Genomic DNA, 24,260 nt, shown 5'->3' with positions numbered 1-24,260 from the left:
GGTCGCGCGGCCAGTCAGATCAGCGACGCAACATCGCCGGCGATCGATGTGGCCGCGCAATAGTAGGCATACGCAAGGAAGAAGCTCAGGAACGTGAGCAGTCCCGTGTCGGCGGCAATCGGATAGCCCATCGCGTTGATGATCCCCGCAGGGTCGCCCTGGAGCGCTTGCCTGACCCCGTCCAGGAAGAGATTGACGTCATAGGACGGGAGAGAAATGAGGATGGCGCTCAAGGTATCTACGGTCGGAAGCAGGGTCGCGTAAGCCGACGAGGTCGCGCTCGTGACGGCGTCGGTGAGGGTTGGTGTTCCCGGTCTGCATGATGCCGTCGATCGGCAATGACAACCCCAGGACTGACGACCCTCGACGGCCCCCGACCACTGGAACATCGTGGGCCTGTCATCTTCGTCCTTGCCGTCACCGTCATCATCTATGCGCCCCCCTGATTCTCAAGAAGAAGCAAAATCCAGCCCAAACGTTTCAGCTCTTGCTGTTATATCAGCAATGCCAGTATTGTTCAGCCTATGCTGATATGTGATGTGCGGGAACTGGCGTTGGCCCGACTGGGCCGGGCGCTGGCCGATCCGACGCGGTGTCGAATTCTTGTCGCGCTGCTGGATGGCGTTTGCTATCCGGGCCAGTTGGCATCCCACCTGGGGTTGACGCGATCCAATGTGTCCAATCATCTGTCGTGCTTGCGGGGCTGTGGCCTGGTCATCGCCACCTATGAGGGCCGCCAGGTCCGGTATGCCCTGGCAGATAGTCACCTCGCCCGCGCCCTAGGCGAGTTGGTCCAGGTCGTTCTAGCAGTGGACACCGACCAGCCCTGTGGCGGCGAGCAAACCAGCTGTGAGGAAGCGGACAACGCGCCGCCCAGGCGATGAGCGGCTCGCTGAATCGCAAGTGAGACACCAAAACACGAGGAAGGTTAGCTGTGGTTGCACATGGACTATTGGTTAAGGCGGCCGGGACGGTGGTCACCGGGCTGGTCGGGGCGAGCGCCTACGAGGTGGTGCGCAAGGCGCTGGGCAAGGCTCCTCTACACCGGGTCGCGGTGACCGCGACCGAATGGGGCCTGCGGGGAACAAGGCGCGCGGAGGTGGCGGCCGAGGCCGCCCGGCTGGAGGTTGCCGACGTGGTCGCCGAGGCTCGCGATCGGATCGGTAACGAGGCTCCCTCGCCGGTCGGCACCCAAGCCGATGACGACTGCTGCTGCTGAGAGATCCACAGTCGATCCGCGCCGGCGAAGCTGAAGGGCCCACCGTCCGCATTTGCCGAAGTCCACACCGTGTACCGCCAGGGAGGCAGACGATGCTCACCACTGATTCTCACCCCGCTACCGGCGTCAGGCTGACCGTTGTATCGGCGACTTCGGGACGAATGCGTGTATGCATCAATGGGTTTCGGCTCGGCGAGATGCGGGCCATCGCGATCGAGGACGCGGTCGGCGAGGTGGCGGGAGTCGAAGCCGTACAGGCGTATCCGCGTACGGCCTCGGTGGTCATTTGGCATGCGCCCGCACGCTGCGACACCGCTGCGGTCCTGTCGGCGATCGCCGAAGCCGTGCACACCCCCGCGACCGCGGTACCCGAGCGAGCCCCGCGCTCGGCGGATGGCCGCAGGCCTGGTTTGGCGCAGAGAGTCATCGACTGGAGCACGCGGATACGGTCGGGTTCGTGTGCTGGCGCGCCGGGTCGTCCTGGGCGAACGGTTAGCGATGGCTGTTGCGACCACGACGACAACGACGGGCCGGAGCAGCTGTGGCAGGTCGTCAAGCTGCGACGCGCCGCACTGTCCGGAGCGCTGCTAACGGGCTCGGTGATTACTGCATGGGTCACTCCGCTTGGGCCGGTCGCACTGGGGATGAAAGTCCTTGCGCTGGCGATAGGGGCCTCTACGTTCGCGCCCTCGGCCATTAATCGACTCGCGCAGGGCCGCATCGGTGTTGGCACGTTGATGACCATCGCCGGGGCCGGCGCCGTCGGACTTGGCCGGGTCGGCGAAGCTGCCATGCTGGCGTTTCTGTTCTCCATCAGTGAGGGCTTGGAGGAATATGCGGTGTCGCGTACCCGGCGCGGCCTACGCGCGCTGCTGTCGCTGGTACCCGATGACGCAACCGTGCTGCGTGGGGATACCGAAACCGTGGTCCCCGCGGCTGACCTCCAGGTCGGTGACCAGATGATCGTCAAGGCCGGTGAACGTCTGGCCACTGACGGCATCATTCTTGACGGGCGCACCGCGTTGGATGTCTCGGCGATCACCGGCGAGTCCGTACCGGTGGAAGCCGGACCTGGTGACGAGGTGTTCGCGGGGTCGATCAACGGTTCCGGAGTGCTGCTGGTGGAGGTCACCACGACCGCCGAGGACAACTCGCTGGCCCGCATCGTGCACATCGTGGAAGCCGAACAGGCGCGAAAAGGTGCCAGCCAACGGCTAGCCGACCGCATCGCGCGGCCGCTGGTGCCGAGCATCCTGGTCGCCGGGGCGGCGATCGCCGGCGCGGGCAGTATTTTCGGTAGCCCGACGCTCTGGATCGAACGCGCTCTGGTGGTGCTGGTCGCAGCCTCCCCGTGCGCCCTGGCCATCGCTGTGCCGGTGGCGGTCGTCGCGGCCATCGGTGCGGCCGCCAAGTTCGGCGTACTCATCAAGGGTGGCGCCGCCCTGGAAAGCCTGGGCACGATCGGCCTGATAGCCCTGGACAAGACCGGAACGCTAACGGCCAACCGGCCCAAGGTGATCGACGTCGCGACCACCAACGGCGCCACCCGCGAAGAGGTTCTGGCGATTGCGGCCGCACTGGAGGCCCGCAGTGAACATCCGCTGGCCCCAGCCGTTCTCGCTGCAACCGCAGCGCCTATCGGAGCTGCCAGCGACGTTCAGGCCATCCCCGGTGCGGGACTAACTGGCCGGCTCGACGGGCATAACGTCCGGTTGGGGCGACCCGGCTGGTTCGATTCGGGTGACCTCACCGATCACGTGTCGCGCATGCAACAAGGTGGAGCGACAGCAGTCCTCGTCGAACGTGACGAGAAATTGCTCGGTGCCATCGCCGTGCGCGACGAACTACGCCCGGAAGCCGCCGAGGTCGTTGCCGAGCTGCGCGCCGGCGGTTACCAGGTGGCGATGCTCACCGGTGACAATCACGCCACCGCGGCCGCTCTGGCCGCCCAAGCGGGAATCGGGGACGTGTATGCCGAACTACGGCCTGAGGACAAAGCACGGCTGGTCGCGGAGTTACGTGCGCAGCGGCCTACCGCGATGGTGGGTGACGGCGTCAACGACGCTCCGGCTTTGGCCGCCGCCGACTTGGGAATCGCGATGGGAGCCATGGGAACCGACGTGGCGATCGAAACCGCCGACGTCGCCCTGATGGGCCAAGACCTGCGCCACCTGCCCCAAGCACTGGACCACGCTCGTCGCTCCCGCCAGATCATGCTGCAAAACATCGGGCTATCCCTGGCGATCATCACCGTGCTGATGCCGTTGTCGTTGTTCGGAACACTCGGGCTGGCCGCAGTCGTATTCGTGCACGAACTCACCGAAGTCGTTGTCATCGCCAACGGTGTGCGCGCCGGACGCATCAACGCCCTTGCCGGATCAACGCAAGCCTTGTAGGTCAGGCGTTTTCGCATTTCGCCTAATCTCGGAGCAGGCGTCAGATGTCGGTGGCATAACATCGCGTTGCCGTCGCATCGGTTGAGGGTGAAACACGCCCCGCCGCGTTCATGCATCCGCGGCTGAGCGAGTTTAGCTTCGCGTGGCGTATGGTCTGGTGGCCTCGGGTACCGGGGAAGGGGTCTCGTCGGGACGGCTGGGTGGATGGCGGCTGTCGCAGAGCATCCAGTCAATGATTGCCTGACGGCCGGGTCGCTCTAGGCGGCGGAAATACCGAGGCGACCCGATTACACGACAACGGACCCTTGCGTCCGCGATAAAGAAAAGTAATATCACTTTCAGTTTTGTGTTGCGGAACGTCCCCTGACTTTGCCCGAGCCCTGGAGCCGACGTATGGAATCCTTTGTCCACCTGCGAAAGGGCCGGACACCGCGGCGCCTGCATGCCGATCTCGACGGGCTCAAGGACGACGAACTGGGCCGCGGCGGCTTCACCGGGCGGACCGCCAACATCTACCGCCGCCACGACCCCACCGCGTACCGGGCGGTCGGCCCACTGCGGCCCGTGGACGTGCTGGCCAGCGAGCTCGAACCCAGCGACTCCACCGATGCCAACGGCGGTCCGCTGCTGATGTTCCACAACACCGACTGCCGGATTCTGCTGAGCCGCCGCCGCCGCGAGCCCATGCCGTTCTACTCTCGCCACGTTGACGGCGACTTGCTGTGCTTCGTCCACCGGGGCAGCGGCATGGCCGAAACCGAGTTCGGCCCGTTGCGTTACCGGGAGGGCGACTGGGTCTATATCCCCAAGGCCTGCACCTGGCGCCAGATACCGGACAGCGAAACGACCCTGCTGATGGTCGAGGCCACCGACGAGTTTCGGGTGCCGCCGCCGGGCGCGTTGGGCCGGCACTTCCCGTTCGATCCGTCGCAGGTCACCATCCCGGAGCCGGGGCCGATCGACGACGACGGCCGTGACGAGTACGAGGTGCGGCTGATCCATCGGGAAGGCCCGACACGCCTTTACTACCGACACAATCCGATCGACGTCGAAGGCTGGCGCGGCGACAATTTCCCATTCACCTTCAACATCGCCGACTACAACGTGATCACCTCCGACAGCGTCCACCTTCCGCCGACGGTGCACCTGTTCATGCAGGCCACCGGGGTCTACGTGATGAACTTTCTGCCCAAACCCGCCGAGGGCGTCCCCGGCACCGAGCGCACACCCTGGTATCACCGCAACGTCGACTACGACGAGATCGCCTTCTTCCACGGCGGTTCGCTGTACGGCATTCCGATGACACCGGGGCTGATCTCCCATGCGCCCCAAGGGATTCACCATGGCGCACCCGAAAAGGCACGAGAGCGGGCGCGCCGCAAATTCGACGAGTATTCGACCGTCGACTGGCAGGTGATCGCCATCGATACCCGTCGGCGACTCACCCCGTGCGCCGAGATGCAGACTCACGACCTGGGACGGCACTGATCATGACGACCCGTCACGAATACGACAGAATTCCCTACCTCGTTGCCTTCCAGAACAATTCCGGTGTCCGCGATGTCTATGGCGGGCTGGCCGAGATCACCGTGCTGGAGAGCTATCTGCTGCGGCCCACGGATAACCCGTCGGACACCGTGCTGGTGTTCATGCACCCTATCGGCGGCGGCGCCTATCTGCCGATGATCAACGCGCTGGCGCGGGCCGGCCACCACGTCATCTACTGCAACAGCCGGTTCCGTGGCACCGACTCGGCGCTGCTGATGGAGAAGGTGGTCGAGGATCTCGGCGAGTGCATCAAGGACGCGAAAACGCGGCTGGGCTATACCAAGGTGGTGCTGGCCGGATGGAGCGGCGGCGGTTCGCTGTCGATGTTCTACCAGCAGCAGGCTCAGCACCCGACCGTCACATCCAGCCCGTCCGGCGACGGGCCTGACCTGACCCAGCTCGACCTTTCCGCCGCGGACGGCATCATGCTGCTGGCCGCGCACATCAGCCGGCACGGCACGCTCACCGAATGGCTCGACGCGTCGATCCTCGACGAAACCGACCCCACCAAGCGCGATCCCGAACTGGACCTGTACAACCCGGATAACCCCAACCAGCCGCCCTACACCCAGGAATTCCTCGCGCGATACCGGCAGGCTCAGATCGACCGCAACCGCCGTATCACTGCATGGGTCAAGGACACGATGGCCGAACTGGCGGCACGGGGCCGTCCCGATGACGAGTTCTGCTTCGTCGTGCACGGCACCATGGCCGACCCGAGGTGGCTGGATCCGACCGTCGATCCCAACCAACGAACGCCAGGCACCTGCTACCTGGGTGACCCGCAGGTGGTGAACATGGGCCCAGTCGGGTTAGCCCGGTTCTGCTCACTGCGCAGCTGGCTGTCGCAGTGGAGTTACGACGACGCCCGCGCCGACGGCGTGACATGCGCGCGAGATCTCGCCGTCCCCGCACTGGTGATCGGTAACCTGGCAGACGACGCCTGCACACCCAGCCATACCCGCCGGCTCTTCGAAGCGATCGGGTACCCCGACAAGGAGATGTACGAAATCCCTGGCGCTACACACTATTACGCGGGTCCCGACCAACGTGACAAGCTGGCGCACGCCGTCGAGATCGTGACCGACTGGCTGATCCGCCACGACTTCGCGAGCACCGCATGACCGAGCCGGCCGGGAGTGCGGCACCCGGGGAATCGACCCCAACCGGACCGCTGGACGGCATCCGGGTGCTCGAGCTCGGTACCTTGATCGCCGGTCCGTTCGCCGGCCGGCTGCTCGGCGACATGGGCGCCGACGTCATCAAGGTGGAGCCGCCGGGCGCCCCGGATCCGTTACGCACCTGGGGGCAGGCCGAACTCAACGGACACCGCGTCTTCTGGACCGTGCATGCCCGCAACAAGCGGGCCATCACCCTCGACCTGCGACGCCCGCGCGGCCGGGAGCTCTTTCTCGAGCTGGTCGAAAAATCCGACATCGTCGTCGAGAACTTCCGCCCGGGCACGCTGGAGAAGTGGAACCTGGGATACGACGTGCTGAGCCAACGTAACCCGGGCATCATCCTGGTCCGGGTGTCGGGCTACGGACAAACCGGGCCCGACGCACACAAAGCGGGTTACGCCTCGGTGGCCGAGGCCGCCAGCGGGCTGCGCCATCTCAACGGCTTCCCCGGCGGACCACCGCCCCGGCTCGCGCTCTCGCTGGGCGACACCCTGGCCGGCATGTTCGGCGCCCAGGGCGCGCTGGCCGCCCTGTATCGCCGCGGCGTCACCGGCAAGGGCCAAGTGGTCGATGTCGCCCTCACCGAATCATGTTTGGCGGTACAGGAATCCACGATTCCGGACTACGACGTCGGCGGCGTGGTGCGCGGACCGTCCGGAACCAGGCTGGAAGGCATTGCGCCGTCGAACATCTACCGCAGCGCCGACGGCTCTTGGGTGGTGATCGCCGCGAACCAGGACACCGTGTTCGCCCGGCTGTGCAAGGCTATGGGACGTCCGGAACTGGTCGCCGATGACCGATTCGCCACGCACGCGGCGCGCGGGCGCAACCAGGACGAGCTCGACAGGATCATCGGCTCCTGGGCCGCCGGGCGGCGGCCCGGCGAGATCATCGAAACACTTTCCGCCTCAGGAGTGATCGCCGGACCGATCAATACCGTCGCGGAGGTGGTCGACGATCCACAGCTGCGGGCGCGCGGCATGCTGGTCGAACACTTCGATGAAAGGGTCGAACGATCCGTATTGGGACCGGGGATCGTGCCGGTGCTCTCCGAATCACCGGGGCGCGTGCGCACCGCCGGTCCCGCGCGCCCCGGTCGGCACAACGACGACGTCTATATCGGCCTGCTGGGCAAGAGCGCTCAGGACCTCGATGAGTTGCGTGCCGAAGGAGTGTTATGAATTCCCGGGTAACCGTTCGTGAGGTGTCGCTGCGCGACGGACTGCAGATCGAGAAGCCGATCCCGTTGTCGGCCAAGCTGGAGTTGCTGGCCGCGGTGGCCGCCACAGGAGTGCGGGAGGTGGAGGCAACGGCGTTCGTGTCGCCATCCAAGGTTCCGGCGATGGCCGATGCCGCCGAACTCGCGGCCGAATTACCCAACTACCCCGACATCGAGTTCTCCGCACTGGTGGCCAGCCCCAACGGCGCCAAGCGGGCGATCGCGGCCGGCCTGCGCGCCATCGAGTACGTGGTGGCGGCCAGCGACTCGTTCAGCGAGGCCAACGTCGGTCGCAGCAGCGCCGAGGCGACCGGCCAAATCGGCGAGATCCTCGCCATCGCCCGGAGCAGCGAGGTTACCGTCGAGGTCATCGTCGCCACTGCATGGGATTGTCCGTTCGACGGGCCCACCCCGCCGCAGCGGGTCCTCGACATCGCCGCCGTAGCCCGCGACCTGGGTGTGGACCGGTTCTCGATCGCCGACACCATCGGCACCACCACCCCGGGCCGGGTGAGTTCGCTGATCGCACAACTACGTCCGGTGATCGGCGACATTCCGCTGGGTGGTCACTTCCACAACACCCGGGGCGCGGGGCTGGCCAGTGCCTATGCGGCGGTGTGCTCGGGTGTTACCAGGCTGGATGCCTCGGTCGGCGGACTCGGTGGCTGCCCGTTTGCCCCGGGGGCCACCGGCAATATCGCCACCGAGGATCTGGTGTATCTCCTGGTCGACAGCGGTTTCGAGGTCGACGTCGACTTACCGGCTGCCATCGCAGCGGCTGAGGTTGCGAAATCGGTTGTCGGCCATGACTTGCCGGGTTATCTGCTGCGCGCCGGCGACCGGATCCGGAACTGATGCGCGCCGGCGCGCTCACCTCCAAGGGCCGCCAGACCCGGCAGGCCATCGAGCAGGCCGCGCGAAAGCTCTTTGCCGAGAGGGGATTTCACGGAGTTACCCTGGCCGACATCACCTCGGCCGCCGGCAAGTCGCCCGCGGTGTTCTACCGGTACTTCTCCGACAAAGAGGATTTGCTCGCCGCCCTGGCGGAATCGTTTCTGCACGACGTCGTCGCGCCTTCCGGGCTGAGCGTGCAACTGCCGGATACCCCCGACGACGACGCGTTCTTCACCTCGGTGGTCACCGGTTACTGGAACATCTTCAAACAGAACATCGGCATCATGATCGCTGTCGCCCAACTGGCCGCCACCCAGCAGCGTTTCGCTCTCGTGCAGAACGAATTCCGGCGTTTCGGCATGGACATTGTGGCCGCGTCGGTACGCCGCGCTCAAGAGCAGGGCTACGGCGCCGAGCTTCATCCGGAGCACACGGCGGCCGCGATCGCCCTGTTGTTCGAGAACTTCACCACCGTGTTCGTCGGCCGCTCGGGCCCCGAGAATCTGCGTCTGGACATCAGCGACGAGGACGCGATCAAGACCTTGTCAACGATCTGGAAGAAAACTCTATACGGCGTTTAAGGAGATTAGTCGTGGATTTCATCCTGCCAGAACATCTTCCCGGTCTGCTCGCCGAGATGGACGAGTTCATCGAGTCCCAGATCAAACCGCTGGAACGCCAGCACATCCAGTATTTCGACCATCGCCGTGAGCATGCCCGCACCGATTGGGACAACGATGGCATCCCCCGACCAGAGTGGGAGGACCTGCTGGCCGAGATGCGCAGGCGCGCCGACCGGGCGGGCTGGCTGCGTTACGGCCTGCCGTCACGGTTCGGTGGCCGCGACGGAACCAACGTCGATATGGCAGTCATCCGTGAACACTTGGCGCACAAGGGGCTCGGGCTGCACAACGACTTGCAGAATGAGTCCTCCATCGTCGGCAACTTCCCGCAAGTCATCATGATGGACCGGTTCGGCACCGAAGCGCAGAAGAAGGAGTGGACCGAGGCGCTCATTACCGGCGAGCGGTCGATGGCATTCGGCTTGACCGAACCCAATCACGGGTCGGACGCCACCTGGCTCGAGACTCGTGCCGAGCGCGACAAGGACAGCTGGGTGATCAACGGCGCCAAGCGGTTCAACACCGGCGTACACCGCGCCACCCACGACCTGGTGTTCGCCCGTACCTCGGGCGAGCCCGGTCAGGCCCGCGGCATCACCGCGTTCCTCGTCCCCACCGATGCTCCCGGCTTCACCGTTCCGTACTACTGGTGGACCCTCAACATGCCGACCGACCACGGGGAGGTGGTGTTTGACGGCGTCCGGGTGCCCGATGACGCGGTGCTCGGCGAGGTCGACCGCGGCCTCGAGGTCGGCCAGACTTTCCTGCACGAGAACCGGATTCGTCAGGCGGCCAGCAGTCTGGGCGCTGCGCAGTACTGCATCGACCGGGCCGTCGACTACGCCAACCAACGCAGGGTATTCGGTAAGCCGTTGTCGGTGAACCAGGCCGTCCAATGGCCGCTCGTCGAGCTGCAGACCGAGGCGCAGATGGTGCGGCTGCTGGTGTACTACGCGGCCGACCAACTGGATCGCAATCACCACATGGAGGTTTCGGACAAGGTGTCGATGGCCAACTACCGCGCCAACCGGTTGGTGTGTGAGGCCGCCGACCGGGCGATGCAGGTCTTCGGCGGTGTCGGCTACAGCCGCCACGAGCCTTTCGAGCACATCTACCGACATCACCGCCGCTATCGAATCACCGAGGGCGCGGAGGAGATCCAGATCCGCCGGGTAGCCCAGCGGCTGTTCAAGTTCGGCACAAAGTGACTCTGTCGGAGGAGTTGCCCGCGCTGCTGGGCCCGCTGCTGGGCGCCGAGGTGGCGATCGAAAACCTGCGGGTGCTCACCGGCGGTGCCAGCAGGACCACATGGGCGTTCGACGCAGTCGTGGGCGCCGAATGTCGACCCCTGATCCTGCGCATCGGGCCGCCCGACGACGTGCACGCCGGTATGGAACTCGAAGCCCGTGTCCAGGCCGCCGCGGCAGCCGCGGGCGCGCCGGTGCCGCATATCCTGCTGGCTGATGATTCGCCAGCGGCACTGGGCAATCCGTTCCTGATATGCCAAGAGGTCAAAGGGGAAACGATCGTCCGTCGCATCCAGCGCCAACTCGACGCGGCCGGGCGGCAGCGGCTGTTGCGCCAATGCGCACAGGCGCTGGCCGCGATTCACCGGGCCGATTCGAACGACTCCAGCCTCGCCCGCGAGGACGCGCTTGCGCAATGGCGTGAACGGCTCGATGCGATGTGCGACACCACTGCGACCTTCGAATGGGCCTTCCGCTGGCTTGCGGCGCATCGACCACAGCCCTCGGCAGCGGTTCTGGTGCACGGCGACTTCCGGATGGGCAACCTCATCGTCGACGGGTCCGACCTTGCGGCCGTTCTGGATTGGGAGCTGGTGCATGTCGGGGAGGCGTATGAGGACTTGGCCTGGTTCTGTGTGCGGGCCTGGCGGTTCGGGGCTCCGGCCAACCTAGGCGCCGGTGGATTAGGCGGTATCGACGACTTTTTGCGCGCATACCAGCAGGCCAGCGGGGCTGCCGTCGATCCGGTGGCATTTCGTTGGTGGTTGGTACTGGCCACGCTGCGTTGGGGCGTCATCTGCCGATACCAGGCGGAGCGGCACTTGAGTCGTCAGTCCCGGTCGGTCGAGTTGGCGACGATTGGGCGCCGGGTCTGCGAGAACGAGTGGGATCTGCTTGAGCTGCTCGAGGGTGGTGGACGATGACCGGGCTCTACGGCCGTCCGACCGCGGCTGAACTCGTGGCCGCCGTCGCCGAATTCCTCGAAGGCGACGTACGGTCGGCGACCAGCGGGCAGGTCAACTTCCATGCCCGGGTGGCGGCCAACGCCCTGCGCATCGTCGAGCGAGAATTGTTGAGTCCCAGCGATGTTGGCGTCCAGGCGGCGCTGGCCGGCCTCGGCTTCGCCGACGAGGCCGACCTCGCCACTTCGATCCGGGCCGGTGAGCTGGACAGCCGCGACGACGAGGTCATCGCCTGTCTGCGCACACTGGTACGGCATCGCCTTGCGGTCTCTCATCCCGGATACGACAGCGAATAGGCGGTTTCGACGGTGCTGATTTGGCTGTCACCCGAGCGCCGAGTCACGGCAATCACGTCTTTCTCATCGGTCTCTGGCCGAGCCGGTGCGCGTTGACTCGCCTTCGAGCGACAACTCAGCGACAAATCCATTGCACGCCTGGTTTTATCGCATAACGGCGGGCACGCTGAATTTTCGGGCATGCGCTGACCCGGGCGACTCGACTGACTGACATGACCGGCCCGTCATCGCTTCGACAGCCAACGGGATGACATCCTGCCCCAACGGGCCGTTGATGTCGCGGCGCGGCCGCCGCCCCGTGGACTGGATGAACTGCCCGGATAGGCTCTCGATGCTCTCCTGCGTGCGTTTCGGCCGCTTCGCTGCACCCAGGCTGGTGGGCGTGACCGGCGTGCACCGCTCCACGGCGTGCACCGCTCCACGGCGTGCACCGGTTTAGACCGAAGTTAAGGCTATTGAACTGGCTGAATTCCTGGGTTGACCTGGGTATTGGCTGGTTTGGGTGGGTGGTGGTTCTGGCTACGCGGTGATGGTGACTGGGATCGGGGCGTCGATGAGGTCGAAGGCGCGGCGCTGGGTGGGGGTGGCCTCGGTGAGTTTGTCGATTTCGATGTTGGTGTGGTGGTAGCGGATCCGGTCGCGGGTGAGGGTGGCCAGGTGATTGAGCAGGTCGCGGAAGTTTCGTACTGGGTTGCCGGCCGCGTCGTGTTTGGTGGAGGCTTTGGCGTGTGCGGCTGGGGAACGCTGCGCGGGGGCGACGGGGTTGTCCCGATGCGGTGGTGTTTCGTCGGTGAATGTCAGTGGCGCCCAGGCCTTGCGCAGGTGCCAGATGAGGTAGCAGGCCAGCATGCAGATCAGCACGTGGGCTTTGACGCGGTCCTCGAGGCGGTGGTGGATGGGGCGTAGGTCGAGGTCGTCGGTCTTGATGATGCGAAAGTTGCGTTCGATGTTGGCGAGGTTTTTGTAACCCTGCACCACGGCGGCGGGGTCGAGGACCTTGGTGTTGACGCTGGTGCGCAGCACGTAGATGCCGTCGAGGGCAGCTTGGGCGTCGATGGCGGCCTGGTCGCGGTGGTAGGTGAATTCGGTGTCGGTGATCGTGAGGTGGAAGAGCTTGCCCACCTTGAATTTTCCGCTGACCTTGCCGACTGCGATGCCGATCTTGTCGGCGCCGGACAGGGTGGCTTTGGTGACGCGTTGGGCGATGTGGGCCAGTTGTTTCTCGGTGGCAGCCAGCAGGTCGTGGCGTTTGCGGGCACGTTCGGCGGCCAGGGTGGGGTTGCGGCAGGCGATCAGCCGTTCGCCGGGGTAGTCGGGGTGGGTGATCTCGGCGAGGTCTTGGGTATCGAACAGGCTCATCTGCAGCGGCCCGTCGTCGCGGGCGAGTTTGGCGATCGCGGGTGCACGTAGCGCGGTGATCCAATCGAAGGCGGTTGGGGTGTCGGGGTTGTCGTTGAGTTCGCGCAGCGCGTCGATGCGGGCGGTGGTGATCATGCCGCGATCGCCGACCAGCACCAGCTGTTGGATGGCGAGCTTGTCTTTGATCACCTGCACGATCTGGGTGAACGCGGTCGGGTCGGCGGTGGCACCGGAAAACACGCGCACCGCGACCGGGCGGCCCTCAGGGTCGGTGAGCACCCCGTATTCGATCTGCTGGCAGCCCTTCTTGCCGTCGCGGGAGTAGCCGCGCGCGGCCAGCTGGCAGCATCGGCCGGTCACCCACGAGGAAGTCAGGTCAAACAACGCCATCCGGCCCGGGTTCACCGACTCGTTTAAATGCTTTGCCGCCAGCTTCTTTTCGATCTTGTCCTGCCGGTCGGCCAGCCAGTCCATCCCGGCGTAGATCTCGTCGGTGGAGGCCTCGGCCACCCCGAAATCCACGCCGAGGGTGGTGTTGGGCCACCACGACAGGGTGGACAGCTTCGAGGTGGGCCGCACCACCCGCGAGATGATCAAGGCGAGCACGATATCGCGGGCTCGGCACGGCGGGCCCAGCAGTGCGGCCAGCTCGAGCTTGCGCGCCATCGCGGCCACCGCCGCCACGTCCCCATGCGGCAGCGACCGGGACTTGCTGAACTCCGAGCCGGCCGGCACCAGCGTGTGGCCCTTCAGCGTCGCCTCGATCGCATCGACGGCCTGCGGCGGCAGCATCGACAGGTTGGCCACGGTCTGGTTGCGCACCTTGGCCCCGTCCCGGTAGGTGCGGCGCAACAGCACAGACTCATAGACGCGCTCGTGGCCGTGCTTATCCACGTGAGTCTTCTTAACTCTGACTACGTGAGCTTTGCCAGTATTGCGTGGCACACCAAGAATAATAGCCTGATTCCGTTGAAATGATAGCAACGACACGCATCTATTCGTGACTACATATGAGCACACAACAGCACCCATAATGTCAGTTCAAACCACTAATCCCCAGTCAAAACCGTCGCAACTTCGGTTTAGACCGAAGTTCCCCCTGCTGTGTTGACGAATGGGTGCTGACCTGCGGTTTTGGCTTGTTCACTGACTACATGTAGCCCAGGCGGTGGGTGAGGCCGAGGAGTTCGAAGGCTCGTCGCTGCAGTGGGGTGGGGGTGGTGAGTTTGGTGAATGTTGGCATGTCGTCGGCGGGTTGAATGTGGTTGGCGCAGATGGTTTCCAGGTCGGTGAGCAGGCTGGTGAAGCTGTGCACTGGGGTGCCGTCTTGGGTATGTTTGCGGGCGGCCTTGGCTAGTGCGGCATCGGAGCGTTGGGCCGCGGCAACGGGATTGGTGCGTGTGGCGGCGGCGGCGGGTTTGTCGTGGTCGACAAACAGGATCGGGGCCAGGGCTTGTTTCATGTGCCAGCTGATGTAGTAGGACAGCATCCGCAAGAACATGTGGGCGCGGACCCGGTCGGCGAGATGGTGGCGGATGGGGCGCACGTCGAGTTCGCTGTTGCAGGTGCGGAAGAAGCGTTCGACGTCTTCGAGTCCCTTGTAGCGCAACACGACGTCGCCCGCGACGAGGGTGTCGGCGGGCAGGCTGGTGCGTATCACGTAGATGCCGTCGAGGGCGGCCTCGGCGGCGATGCTGTCTTGGTTGCGGGTGTAGGTGAACGTCTCGTCGGTGATCTCGGTGTGAAAGTGCTTGGCCATTTTGTAGTGGTTGATCACCTTGCCCACCTTGAGCGCGATCTTGTCTTGGCCGCGCAGCGGGCGCCGTGCTCGGGTGGTGGCGGCGGCGATGAGGGCGAGCTGTTTTTCGGTGGCGGCCAACAAGTCTTGGCGTTTGCGGGTGCGCTGGGCGCCCAGGACCGGGTTGTGGCAGCACATCAGCCGCTCCCCGGGAAAGTCTGGGGAGGTGATCTCGACGAGGTCTTGTTGGTCGAACAGGGTCAGCTGCAGCGCGTCGGCCTCGACGAGGGCCTTGATCTGCGGGGCGCGCAGCGCGGTGATCCAATCCAGCTCGGCGGGGCGCAGCTCATCGCGGATGCGCGCGCAGGTGAGCATGCCGCGGTCCCCGATCAAGCAGACCCGGGTGAGCCCGAAGCGTTTTTTGAGCTTGGTGATCTGGGCGCTCAGGGTTTTCGGGTCGGCGGTGTTGCCGTCGAACACCTCGATCGCTATCGGTATCCCGGCGGTGCTACACAGCAGCCCGTAGACGATCTGCGGCCGGCCTTTGACCCCGTCGCGGGCGTGCCCGATCTTGCCCAGCGGGCAGGTGTGGCCCTCAAACGCCGCCGAGGACACGTCGTAGAGCACCAGGGTGCCGTTGGCCAAATGCCGTGCGGCCAGCTTGGTTTCGATGGCGTCCTTGCGCTGAAGCACCCAGTCCATCGCCGCATAGAGGTCATCCTCATCACAGCCGGACACGCCCAGCACGTCACCGAGAGAGCTGGTCGCGGTCTCAGAACGCAACCCGCGCGCCACCGCCAGCTTGGAGCCTGGGTCGATCACCTGGGCCACCAACATGGCGGTCACCAGATTCCGCCGCCGCGAGGGCGCCGGGTCGATCAACTCCTCCACGCCGAGTGCCCGCGCGGTGCCCAGCACCGCGGCCACGTGCCCGTGCGGCAGGCTGCGGGTGATCTCGAACGCCTCGGCCAGCTCCACCGTTGGCGACAGTCCCTTAAGCACCCGCGATAGCGCATCCACCTTGGGCGCCGGCCAGCGGGTCAGGTTGGCCAGGGTGCGGTTTTTCACCTTTCCGCCTTCGCGGTAACTTTCCCGCAGCAGGATCGCCGGCGGTGACCCCCGGTTCGGCACCCGCGCCACGTACATGTCTACTTTATAGCATATCGATAGGAGTTATAACGCTTATTCAATTGATGACGCGCCGTACGAGTCTATCGTGCACATGTCTACATATTCGCCTTTACGTGGGCGCAAAAACACCTGCTCACAAACCACATCGGCGACTCAGACCCCACCTAACGGGGGGAACTACGGTTTAGATGGGCTAGGAGAATAATCCGCGCAAGGCTCCCAGTAAGAACGCAAATAACGGCGGCTGGATGTCCACGATGTTGTCGCCGGGACCTGCGATCGCCGATGCGCCGTCTGCCCTGGCGATTGCGATGTCGTTGTTGCCATTGAATGCTCGAGCTTGGGCGTTGTTGGCGACGACGATCGCGAAGTCGCGATTGCCTTCGTCGCCTGTTTCACCGCCCGCGAAGGCGGTGCTGTCATTTCCTACCACGACCGCCGCGTTGAAGTGGCCTCTTTGCGCATGGACGTCGGTGTTATTGCCGCCGACGACCACAGCGGCGTTGGCGAAGTTGCCGCCTACGGCCTCGGCTGCGACCCCGTTGTTGCCGCGGCCAACGACGGTAGCAGCGGTGACGAAGTCGTTGTCGCCGACAGCGCTGGCAGCTACGCCACCATTGTTGGCACCCACCACCGTCGCCGCCGACGCGACATTGATGCTGCCATCAGCGCTGGCCGTAACCCCATCGTTGGCGTTACCCACCACCGTGGCCGCCGTCGCCACATTGGTGTCACCAACAGCAGTTGCCGTAATCGCTTGATTCCCATCAAAAACCGCGGTGGCCGCCGTCACCACATTGACGCTGCCATCCGCACCCGCAACAACCCCACTATTGCCATCACCGACCACCGTGGCCGCCGTGGCCACATTAATGCGACCATCGGCCATAGCAGCCACCCCACTATTGCCATCACCGACCACCGTGGCCGCCGTCGCCACATTGGTCTCCCCCACCGCCATCGCACTGGCAGCATCAACCACATTGTCATTGCCCACCACCGTGGCCGCCGTCGCCACATTGCGCACCCCCTGCGCACTAGCCAACACCCCAGCATTACGATCCCCCACCACCGTCGCCGCCGTCGCCACATTGGTGTCACCGACCGAACCCGCCACAACCCCACCATTGTTGGCACCCACCACCGTCGCCGCCGACGCGACATTGATGCTGCCATCAGCGCTGGCCGTAACCCCATCGTTGGCGTTACCCACCACCGTGGCCGCCGTCGCCACATTGGTGTCACCAACAGCAGTTGCCGTAATCGCTTGATTCCCATCAAAAACCGCGGTGGCCGCCGTCACCACATTGACGCTGCCATCCGCACCCGCAACAACCCCACTATTGCCATCACCGACCACCGTGGCCGCCGTGGCCACATTAATGCGACCATCGGCCATAGCAGCCACCCCACTATTGCCATCACCCACCACCGTGGCCGCCGTCGCCACATTGGTCTCCCCCACCGCCATCGCACTGGCAGCATCAACCACATTGTCATTGCCCACCACCGTGGCCGCCGTCGCCACATTGCGCACCCCCTGCGCACTAGCCAACACCCCAGCATTACGATCCCCCACCACCGTCGCCGCCGTCGCCACATTGGTGTCACCGCTCGCCGTGGCCAGGATCGCCGCACTATTACCATCGCCCACCACCGTGGCCGCGGTCGCGACATTGGTCGCACCGTCGGCCGCGGCCGTAATCCCGCTGTTGTTGTAGCCGACAACAGTGCCTGCGGTCGCCACATTGGTGTCACCAACAGCAGTTGCCGTAATCGCTTGATTCCCATCAAAAACCGCGGTGGCCGCCGTCACCACATTGACGCTGCCATCCGCACCCGCAACAACCCCACTATTGCCATCACCGACCACCGTGGCCGCCGTGGCCACATTAATGCGACCATCGGCCATAGCAGCCACCCCACTATTGCCATCACCCACCACCGTGGCCGCCGTCGCCACATTGGTCTCCCCCACCGCCATCGCACTGGCAGCATCAACCACATTGTCATTGCCCACCACCGTGGCCGCCGTCGCCACATTGCGCACCCCCTGCGCACTAGCCAACACCCCAGCATTACGATCCCCCACCACCGTCGCCGCCGTCGCCACATTGGTGTCACCGACCGAACCCGCCACAACCCCACCATTGTTGGCACCCACCACCGTCGCCGCCGACGCGACATTGATGCTGCCATCAGCGCTGGCCGTAACCCCATCGTTGGCGTTACCCACCACCGTGGCCGCCGTCGCCACATTGGTGTCACCAACAGCAGTTGCCGTAATCGCTTGATTCCCATCAAAAACCGCGGTGGCCGCCGTCACCACATTGACGCTGCCATCCGCACCCGCAACAACCCCACTATTGCCATCACCGACCACCGTGGCCGCCGTGGCCACATTAATGCGACCATCGGCCATAGCAGCCACCCCACTATTGCCATCACCCACCACCGTGGCCGCCGTCGCCACATTGGTCTCCCCCACCGCCATCGCACTGGCAGCATCAACCACATTGTCATTGCCCACCACCGTGGCCGCCGTCGCCACATTGCGCACCCCCTGCGCACTAGCCAACACCCCAGCATTACGATCCCCCACCACCGTCGCCGCCGTCGCCACATTGGTGTCACCGCTCGCCGTGGCCAGGATCGCCGCACTATTACCATCGCCCACCACCGTGGCCGCGGTCGCGACATTGGTCGCACCGTCGGCCGCGGCCGTAATCCCGCTGTTGTTGTAGCCGACAACAGTGCCTGCGGTTGCCACATTGGTGTCACCAACAGCAGTTGCCGTAATCGCTTGATTCCCATCAAAAACCGCGGTGGCCGCCGTCACCACATTGACGCTGCCATCCGCACCCGCAACAACCCCACTATTGCCATCACCGACCACCGTGGCCGCCGTGGCCACATTAATGCGACCATCGGCCATAGCAGCCACCCCACTATTGCCATCACCCACCACCGTGGCCGCCGTCGCCACATTGGTCTCCCCCACCGCCATCGCACTGGCAGCATCAACCACATTGTCATTGCCCACCACCGTGGCCGCCGTCGCCACATTGCGCACCCCCTGCGCACTAGCCAACACCCCAGCATTACGATCCCCCACCACCGTCGCCGCCGTCGCCACATTGGTGTCACCGCTCGCCGTGGCCAGGATCGCCGCACTATTACCATCGCCCACCACCGTGGCCGCGGTCGCGACATTGGTCGCACCGTCGGCCGCGGCCGTAATCCCGCTGTTGTTGTAGCCGACAACAGTGCCTGCGGTTGCCACATTGGTGTCACCAACAGCAGTTGCCGTAATCGCTTGATTCCCATCAAAAACCGCGGTGGCCGCCGTCACCACATTGACGCTGCCATCCGCACCCGCAACAACCCCACTATTGCCATCACCGACCACCGTGGCCGCCGTGGCCACATTAATGCGACCATCGGCCATAGCAGCCACCCCACTATTGCCATCACCCACCACCGTGGCCGCCGTCGCCACATTGGTCTCCCCCACCGCCATCGCACTGGCAGCATCAACCACATTGTCATTGCCCACCACCGTGGCCGCCGTCGCCACATTGCGCACCCCCTGCGCACTAGCCAACACCCCAGCATTACGATCCCCCACCACCGTCGCCGCCGTCGCCACATTGGTGTCACCGACCGAACCCGCCACAACCCCACCATTGTTGGCACCCACCACCGTCGCCGCCGACGCGACATTGATGCTGCCATCAGCGCTGGCCGTAACCCCATCGTTGGCGTTACCCACCACCGTGGCCGCCGTCGCCACATTGGTGTCACCAACAGCAGTTGCCGTAATCGCTTGATTCCCATCAAAAACCGCGGTGGCCGCCGTCACCACATTGACGCTGCCATCCGCACCCGCAACAACCCCACTATTGCCATCACCGACCACCGTGGCCGCCGTGGCCACATTAATGCGACCATCGGCCATAGCAGCCACCCCACTATTGCCATCACCCACCACCGTGGCCGCCGTCGCCACATTGGTCTCCCCCACCGCCATCGCACTGGCAGCATCAACCACATTGTCATTGCCCACCACCGTGGCCGCCGTCGCCACATTGCGCACCCCCTGCGCACTAGCCAACACCCCAGCATTACGATCCCCCACCACCGTCGCCGCCGTCGCCACATTGGTGTCACCGCTCGCCGTGGCCAGGATCGCCGCACTATTACCATCGCCCACCACCGTGGCCGCGGTCGCGACATTGGTCGCACCGTCGGCCGCGGCCGTAATCCCGCTGTTGTTGTAGCCGACAACAGTGCCTGCGGTCGCCACATTGGTGTCACCAACAGCAGTTGCCGTAATCGCTTGATTCCCATCAAAAACCGCGGTGGCCGCGGTTGCGATATTCAGTCTGCCGTCGGCGTTGGCTGCGACTCCGCTATTGGCATCACCCACGGCGGTGCCCAGGGTAGCGATATTCGTGCTGCCGATAGCGTCAGCTGCCACCGCATTGTTGTCACCGACGACCGTGGCTAGCGTGGCGATATTGACGTCGCCATTGGAGGTGGCGGCGGCGCCGGTGTTGGCGTTGCCGACAACAGTGGCGAGCGTAGCGTAATTGGCAGTGTCGTTGGAGCTGGCCAGAACTCCGCTGTTGTGGTCGCCGACCACGGTCGCAAGAGTCGCGATGTTGGCCGCGCCATTGGCCTCGGCTGTAAGCGCGTTACTGTTACCAACCGCGGTGCCGAAGGTGGTGATATTGCCTGTGCCGTCGGTCTTGGCCTCGACTGCGGTGTTGTCATTGCCGACCGCCGTGGCGGCCGTGGCGTAATTGCCCGTGCCGTTCGCACTCGCCAGAACGCCGCTGTTGTGGCCGCCTACCACTGTCGCAAGAGTCGATATGTTGCCATCACCGACAGCTTCGGCGGTCAGCGCGTTGTCGTCGCCGACCACGGTCGCGAAGGTGGCGATATTGCCCCGGTCGCTGGCGCTGGCCAGGACTGCACCGTTGTCATTACCGATAGCGGTGGCGAAGGTGACGATGTTGTTGTCTCCCAAGGCTTTAGCGGTCACCCCATTGCTGTCGCCGAAGGCGCTGGCAAATGTGGCGATATTGCCCCCGCCGTTGGCGGTGGCTTCGACGCCGTTGCTGGCGGTACCAAAGAGGGTGGCGGCGGTGCCGACGGTGGCGATATTGCCCCGGCCGTTGGCGCTGGCCCCGACCGAATTGTCGCCGTTGCCAAAGATAGTGAGGGAGTTGGCCATCGTGGCGATATTGGCGTCGCCGCTCGCCGTGGCTTGCACCCCATCGTTGCCGTTGCCGTAAACCCCTGCGAGAGTGGCGATGTTGTTATTCCCAGTGGCGCCGGCTTCCACCTGTTGGTTGGCGCTACCGACAACCGTGGCGAAGGTGGCGATGTTACCTCCGCCGCTGGCATTGGCTTCCACGCCGTTGTTGGCGTTGCCGACGAAGCTGGCGTTGGTGGCGAACGTGGCGATGTTGCCGGTGCCGTCTGCGCTAGCTCGGATCGCGTTGTTGGCGTTGCCGACGAAGCTGGCGTTGGTGGCAAGTGTCGCGATATTGCCGGTGCCGGCGGCGCTGGACGACACTCCCGTATTGGCGTTGCCGAAGGCGGTGGCAAAGGTTGCTATGTTGCCCTGTCCGTCGGTGCTTGCGGCGACCCCGTCGTTCGCATTGCCGAAAGTCGTTGCAAAAGTTGCGATATTACCGGTACCACTGGCGCTGGCTTCCAGGTTTTGGTTTCCATTGCCAATAATGTTGATGTCGGTGGCAAAGGTGGCGATGTTGAGGTCGCCAGCAGCCTTTGCCTTGACGCCGTCGTTTCCGACGCTTATCAGGCCGGTCGTGGTGGCGAAGGTAGCGATATTGGTGTGGCCGAGAGCTTCTGCGGTGACCCCGCGGTTGGCGTTGCCCGCGACGGTGGCAAAGGTGGCGATATTGGTATCGCCGCTCGCGCTGGCCGTCACCTCATGATTGCCGTTGAACATGGCAGTGCTCAAGGTGGCGATATTGAGATGGCCTGCGGCGTCGGCGGCGACGTCATGGTTGCCGTTGCCGACAGCGCTGGCGAAGGTAACGATGTTGGTGTCACCGTTGGCGCTCGCGCCGACCTCGTTCCCGCCGCCGACTGCAGTGCCGAAGGTGGCGATGTTCAGGCGGCCGACGGCATCGGCGGCAGCCCCATGGTTGCCGTTGCCGACGACGGTCGCGAAGGTGGCGATGTTGGTATCGCCATCGGTACTGGCTGCGACGCCGCTGTTAGCGTTGCCGATTACGTTGCTAAACGTGACGATGTTGGTGTTGCCGACAGCATCAGCTGCCACCACGTTGTTGTCGGCGCCAATGGCGTTGGCCATCGTGGCGATGTTGAGGTTGCCATCAGCCCCGGCCAACACCCCGCCGTTGTTGTCGCCGAGTACCGTGGCGGCGGTGGCGATATTGGTCTGGCCGGCGACACTGGCTTGAACACCGCTGTTGTTATTTCCCAACACGGTAGCAATGGTTCCGACGTTGGCGTTCGCGACTGCACCACTTCCGTTGGCACCGGCAGCAACCATGCCGTTGTTGCTACCGAGCACAGTGGCGAAGGTGCCGATGTTGGTATTCGCGACTGCGTCATTTCCATTGGCGCCCACGGTAACTGCATTGTTGTGGTTACCGACGACGGTGGCAAAGTTGGCGATGTTCGTTCGGGCTACGGAGCCCGTGCCGTTGGCGCCGACTCCGACCGGGCTGTTGTAGTTGCCGAGCACTGTTGCCGCGTTGAAGTACCCGCCGCCGGCGTGGGCTGCGTTGTTGTCCCCGAAGACCCAAGCGCCGTTGCCTATACCGTCAATCGCACCGGCCTGGTTGTTGTTGCCCAGAATCCCGGCGAAGTTCACAGTGCCACCGGCGCCGGTGCTATTGCCGCTACCGAGCGTAAGAGCCCCTGTGAACACGCCAACGACATCGGCTACGTTGTCGTTACCCAAAACCCAAGCGCGGTTACCGCCCCCGTCAACCACACCAACCTGGTTGCCATTACCGACAAGCCCGGCGAAATTCACATAACCACCAGTGCTCACACTGTTGCCGCCACCGAAAGCCGAAGCCGCAGTAAGTAAACCACCGACCTGCGCCACATTGTCGTTACCCAAAACCCAAGCGCGGTTACCGCCCCCGTCAACCACACCAACCTGGTTGCCATTACCGACAAGCCCGGCGAAATTCACATAACCACCAGTGCTCACACTGTTGCCGCCACCGAAAGCCGAAGCCGCAGTAAGCAAACCACCGACCTGCGCCACATTATCGTTACCCAAAACCCAAGCGCGGTTACCAAAGCCGTCAACCATACCAACCTGGTTGCCATTACCGACAAGCCCGCCGAAATTCACATAACCACCAGTGCTCACACTGTTGCCGCCACCGAAAGCCGAAGCCGCAGTAAGCAAACCACCGACCTGCGCCACATTATCGTTACCCAAAACCCAAGCGCGGTTACCAAAGCCGTCAACCACACCAACCTGGTTGCCATTACCGACAAGCCCGGCGAAATTCACATAACCACCAGTGCTCACACTGTTGCCGCTACCAAAGGCCGAAGCCACAGTAAGCAAGCCGCCGGCCTGTGCGGTGCTGGTGTCGCCCACGGCCAATGCCGTGTTGAGAATGCCACTGCTGCTGGCGCCGGTGGCGCTGCCCAGGGCCCAGGCCCCGTCGAGCAACCCGGCAGCACTAGCAGAACTGTTCGAGCCGAGGGCGACCGCCAGCCCACCGAAAGTCGAGTTCGCGTGCGCGGTGCCCAACTGCAAGAGTTGCAGACCGCTGAACGACACACTGACATCCAGTCCAGTGAAGGATTCAGCCTGGGCGGCCACGTTGACGGCCGCGATCGAACTGCTCGCACTCGCCGAAAGCGTTTGCAGCACTCCTTGCCACGGCACCAGCTCAGCGGCCACCGTTGAAACCCCGGCGTGGTAGCCCGACAGGGCTGCCACATCCTGGGCCCACATCTGCTCGTACTGCGCTTCGGCGGCTGCGATCGCCGGAGCATTCAGACCCAACAGGTTCGACATCGCGAGCATGACGAGCTGATTCCGGTTTGCCGCCACCACCGCCGGGTGCACCATCGCCGCTAGCGCGTCCTCGAACACCGTTGCCGCTGCGCCGGCCTGGACGGACGCACCCTGGGCTCCGGCAGCGGCGGCGTTCAACCAGCTTGCGTATGGGGCGGCGGCACTCGCCATCGCCGCCGCCGCCCAGCCCTGCCAGGAATCGCCGACCAACGCCGAGGTGACCGATTCGAATGACGCCGCCGCCGAGGTTAATTCGTCGGCCAGGCGCTGCCACGACGCCGCCGCCTGCAGCATCGGCGCTGACCCGGGACCGGCAAAAATCTGCGCCGAATTGATCTCTGGGGGCAAAACCGAAAAGTTCATCGCACTCAATCCTCTCCGAGCTGGCCCATTC

The 24,260-nt window shown here is 64.5% G+C and carries 15 protein-coding genes; 11 read left to right on the top strand and 4 right to left on the bottom strand.

What is annotated here, in order from left to right; all coding sequences use genetic code 11:
* Positions 1-14: 14 nt before the first annotated feature.
* Entirely contained in the window at positions 15-233 is a 219-nt protein-coding gene (locus EET10_RS07390; RefSeq protein ID WP_036404159.1) for a hypothetical protein, read from the bottom strand.
* 291 nt (positions 234-524) lie between these two features.
* On the opposite strand from EET10_RS07390, the gene cmtR reads away from it, so the two are divergent.
* The 11 genes from cmtR to EET10_RS07335 all read left to right on the top strand — a co-directional run bounded on the left by cmtR (position 525) and on the right by EET10_RS07335 (position 11,585).
* Positions 525-884: a Cd(II)/Pb(II)-sensing metalloregulatory transcriptional regulator CmtR gene (cmtR, locus tag EET10_RS07385; RefSeq protein WP_036404161.1), complete on the top strand. Its 360-nt coding sequence runs from the start codon at positions 525-527 to the stop codon at positions 882-884.
* Positions 885-934: 50 nt separating this feature from the next.
* Entirely contained in the window at positions 935-1,219 is a 285-nt protein-coding gene (locus EET10_RS07380; protein WP_036404163.1) for a DUF1490 family protein, read from the top strand.
* A gap of 92 nt (positions 1,220-1,311) precedes the next feature.
* On the top strand, positions 1,312-3,615 hold the full coding sequence (locus EET10_RS07375) for a heavy metal translocating P-type ATPase (protein ID WP_036404165.1): 2,304 nt from the start codon (positions 1,312-1,314) through the stop codon (positions 3,613-3,615).
* Positions 3,616-4,008: 393 nt separating this feature from the next.
* Positions 4,009-5,103 carry a homogentisate 1,2-dioxygenase gene (locus EET10_RS07370; RefSeq protein ID WP_122502012.1) on the top strand — a complete coding sequence of 365 codons (1,095 nt, stop codon included), beginning with the start codon at positions 4,009-4,011 and terminating at the stop codon, positions 5,101-5,103.
* 2 nt (positions 5,104-5,105) lie between these two features.
* A complete protein-coding gene (locus EET10_RS07365) occupies positions 5,106-6,287 on the top strand; it encodes an alpha/beta hydrolase (protein WP_036404169.1) in 1,182 nt (393 codons plus the stop codon).
* A complete protein-coding gene (locus EET10_RS07360; RefSeq protein ID WP_063467746.1) occupies positions 6,284-7,525 on the top strand; it encodes a CaiB/BaiF CoA transferase family protein in 1,242 nt (413 codons plus the stop codon). Before EET10_RS07365 ends, EET10_RS07360 begins: the two co-directional genes overlap by 4 nt.
* A complete protein-coding gene (locus tag EET10_RS07355) occupies positions 7,522-8,418 on the top strand; it encodes a hydroxymethylglutaryl-CoA lyase (protein WP_122502011.1) in 897 nt (298 codons plus the stop codon). The genes EET10_RS07360 and EET10_RS07355 overlap by 4 nt, the downstream gene beginning before the upstream one ends.
* Entirely contained in the window at positions 8,418-9,038 is a 621-nt protein-coding gene (locus EET10_RS07350; protein ID WP_036404171.1) for a TetR/AcrR family transcriptional regulator, read from the top strand. Before EET10_RS07355 ends, EET10_RS07350 begins: the two co-directional genes overlap by 1 nt.
* 11 nt (positions 9,039-9,049) lie before the next feature.
* On the top strand, positions 9,050-10,288 hold the full coding sequence (locus EET10_RS07345) for an acyl-CoA dehydrogenase family protein (protein WP_063467744.1): 1,239 nt from the start codon (positions 9,050-9,052) through the stop codon (positions 10,286-10,288).
* Positions 10,289-10,290: 2 nt separating this feature from the next.
* The gene (locus EET10_RS07340; RefSeq protein WP_099188693.1) at positions 10,291-11,250 is read left to right on the top strand and encodes a phosphotransferase family protein; all 960 of its coding nucleotides are present in this window, start codon (positions 10,291-10,293) and stop codon (positions 11,248-11,250) included.
* Entirely contained in the window at positions 11,247-11,585 is a 339-nt protein-coding gene (locus EET10_RS07335) for a DUF6285 domain-containing protein (protein ID WP_036404173.1), read from the top strand. Before EET10_RS07340 ends, EET10_RS07335 begins: the two co-directional genes overlap by 4 nt.
* Before the next feature lie 519 nt (positions 11,586-12,104).
* On the opposite strand, the gene EET10_RS07325 is transcribed toward EET10_RS07335, so the two are convergent.
* The 3 genes from EET10_RS07325 to EET10_RS30625 form a co-directional block, all read right to left on the bottom strand.
* Positions 12,105-13,889, bottom strand: coding sequence for an IS1634 family transposase (locus tag EET10_RS07325; protein WP_425461685.1), 1,785 nt, complete (start codon positions 13,887-13,889; stop codon positions 12,105-12,107).
* A gap of 205 nt (positions 13,890-14,094) precedes the next feature.
* A complete protein-coding gene (locus EET10_RS07320) occupies positions 14,095-15,828 on the bottom strand; it encodes an IS1634 family transposase (protein ID WP_036398586.1) in 1,734 nt (577 codons plus the stop codon).
* Between the two features lie 178 nt (positions 15,829-16,006).
* Entirely contained in the window at positions 16,007-24,229 is an 8,223-nt protein-coding gene (locus EET10_RS30625; RefSeq protein WP_122502008.1) for a PPE domain-containing protein, read from the bottom strand.
* Positions 24,230-24,260: the final 31 nt, after the last annotated feature.

Origin of the sequence: Mycobacterium pseudokansasii (assembly GCF_900566075.1) — a bacterium.
In the GTDB taxonomy this organism is placed as follows: Bacteria; Actinomycetota; Actinomycetes; order Mycobacteriales; family Mycobacteriaceae; genus Mycobacterium; species Mycobacterium pseudokansasii.
The sequence above is the reverse complement of the archived record's forward strand: the minus strand, read 5'-3'. Positions and strand labels throughout refer to the sequence as shown.

Bases quoted from the DNA above. Each gene is read 5' to 3' on its own strand.
- EET10_RS07350 (WP_036404171.1), top strand. From the start codon at position 8,418: ATGCGCGCCGGCGCGCTCACCTCCAAGGGCCGCCAGACCCGGCAGGCC.
- EET10_RS07365 (WP_036404169.1), top strand. From the start codon at position 5,106: ATGACGACCCGTCACGAATACGACAGAATTCCCTACCTCGTTGCCTTC.
- cmtR (WP_036404161.1), top strand. From the start codon at position 525: ATGCTGATATGTGATGTGCGGGAACTGGCGTTGGCCCGACTGGGCCGG.
- EET10_RS07375 (WP_036404165.1), top strand. From the start codon at position 1,312: ATGCTCACCACTGATTCTCACCCCGCTACCGGCGTCAGGCTGACCGTT.
- EET10_RS30625 (WP_122502008.1), bottom strand. From the start codon at position 24,229: ATGAACTTTTCGGTTTTGCCCCCAGAGATCAATTCGGCGCAGATTTTT.
- EET10_RS07335 (WP_036404173.1), top strand. From the start codon at position 11,247: ATGACCGGGCTCTACGGCCGTCCGACCGCGGCTGAACTCGTGGCCGCC.
- EET10_RS07370 (WP_122502012.1), top strand. From the start codon at position 4,009: ATGGAATCCTTTGTCCACCTGCGAAAGGGCCGGACACCGCGGCGCCTG.
- EET10_RS07320 (WP_036398586.1), bottom strand. From the start codon at position 15,828: ATGTACGTGGCGCGGGTGCCGAACCGGGGGTCACCGCCGGCGATCCTG.
- EET10_RS07355 (WP_122502011.1), top strand. From the start codon at position 7,522: ATGAATTCCCGGGTAACCGTTCGTGAGGTGTCGCTGCGCGACGGACTG.
- EET10_RS07360 (WP_063467746.1), top strand. From the start codon at position 6,284: ATGACCGAGCCGGCCGGGAGTGCGGCACCCGGGGAATCGACCCCAACC.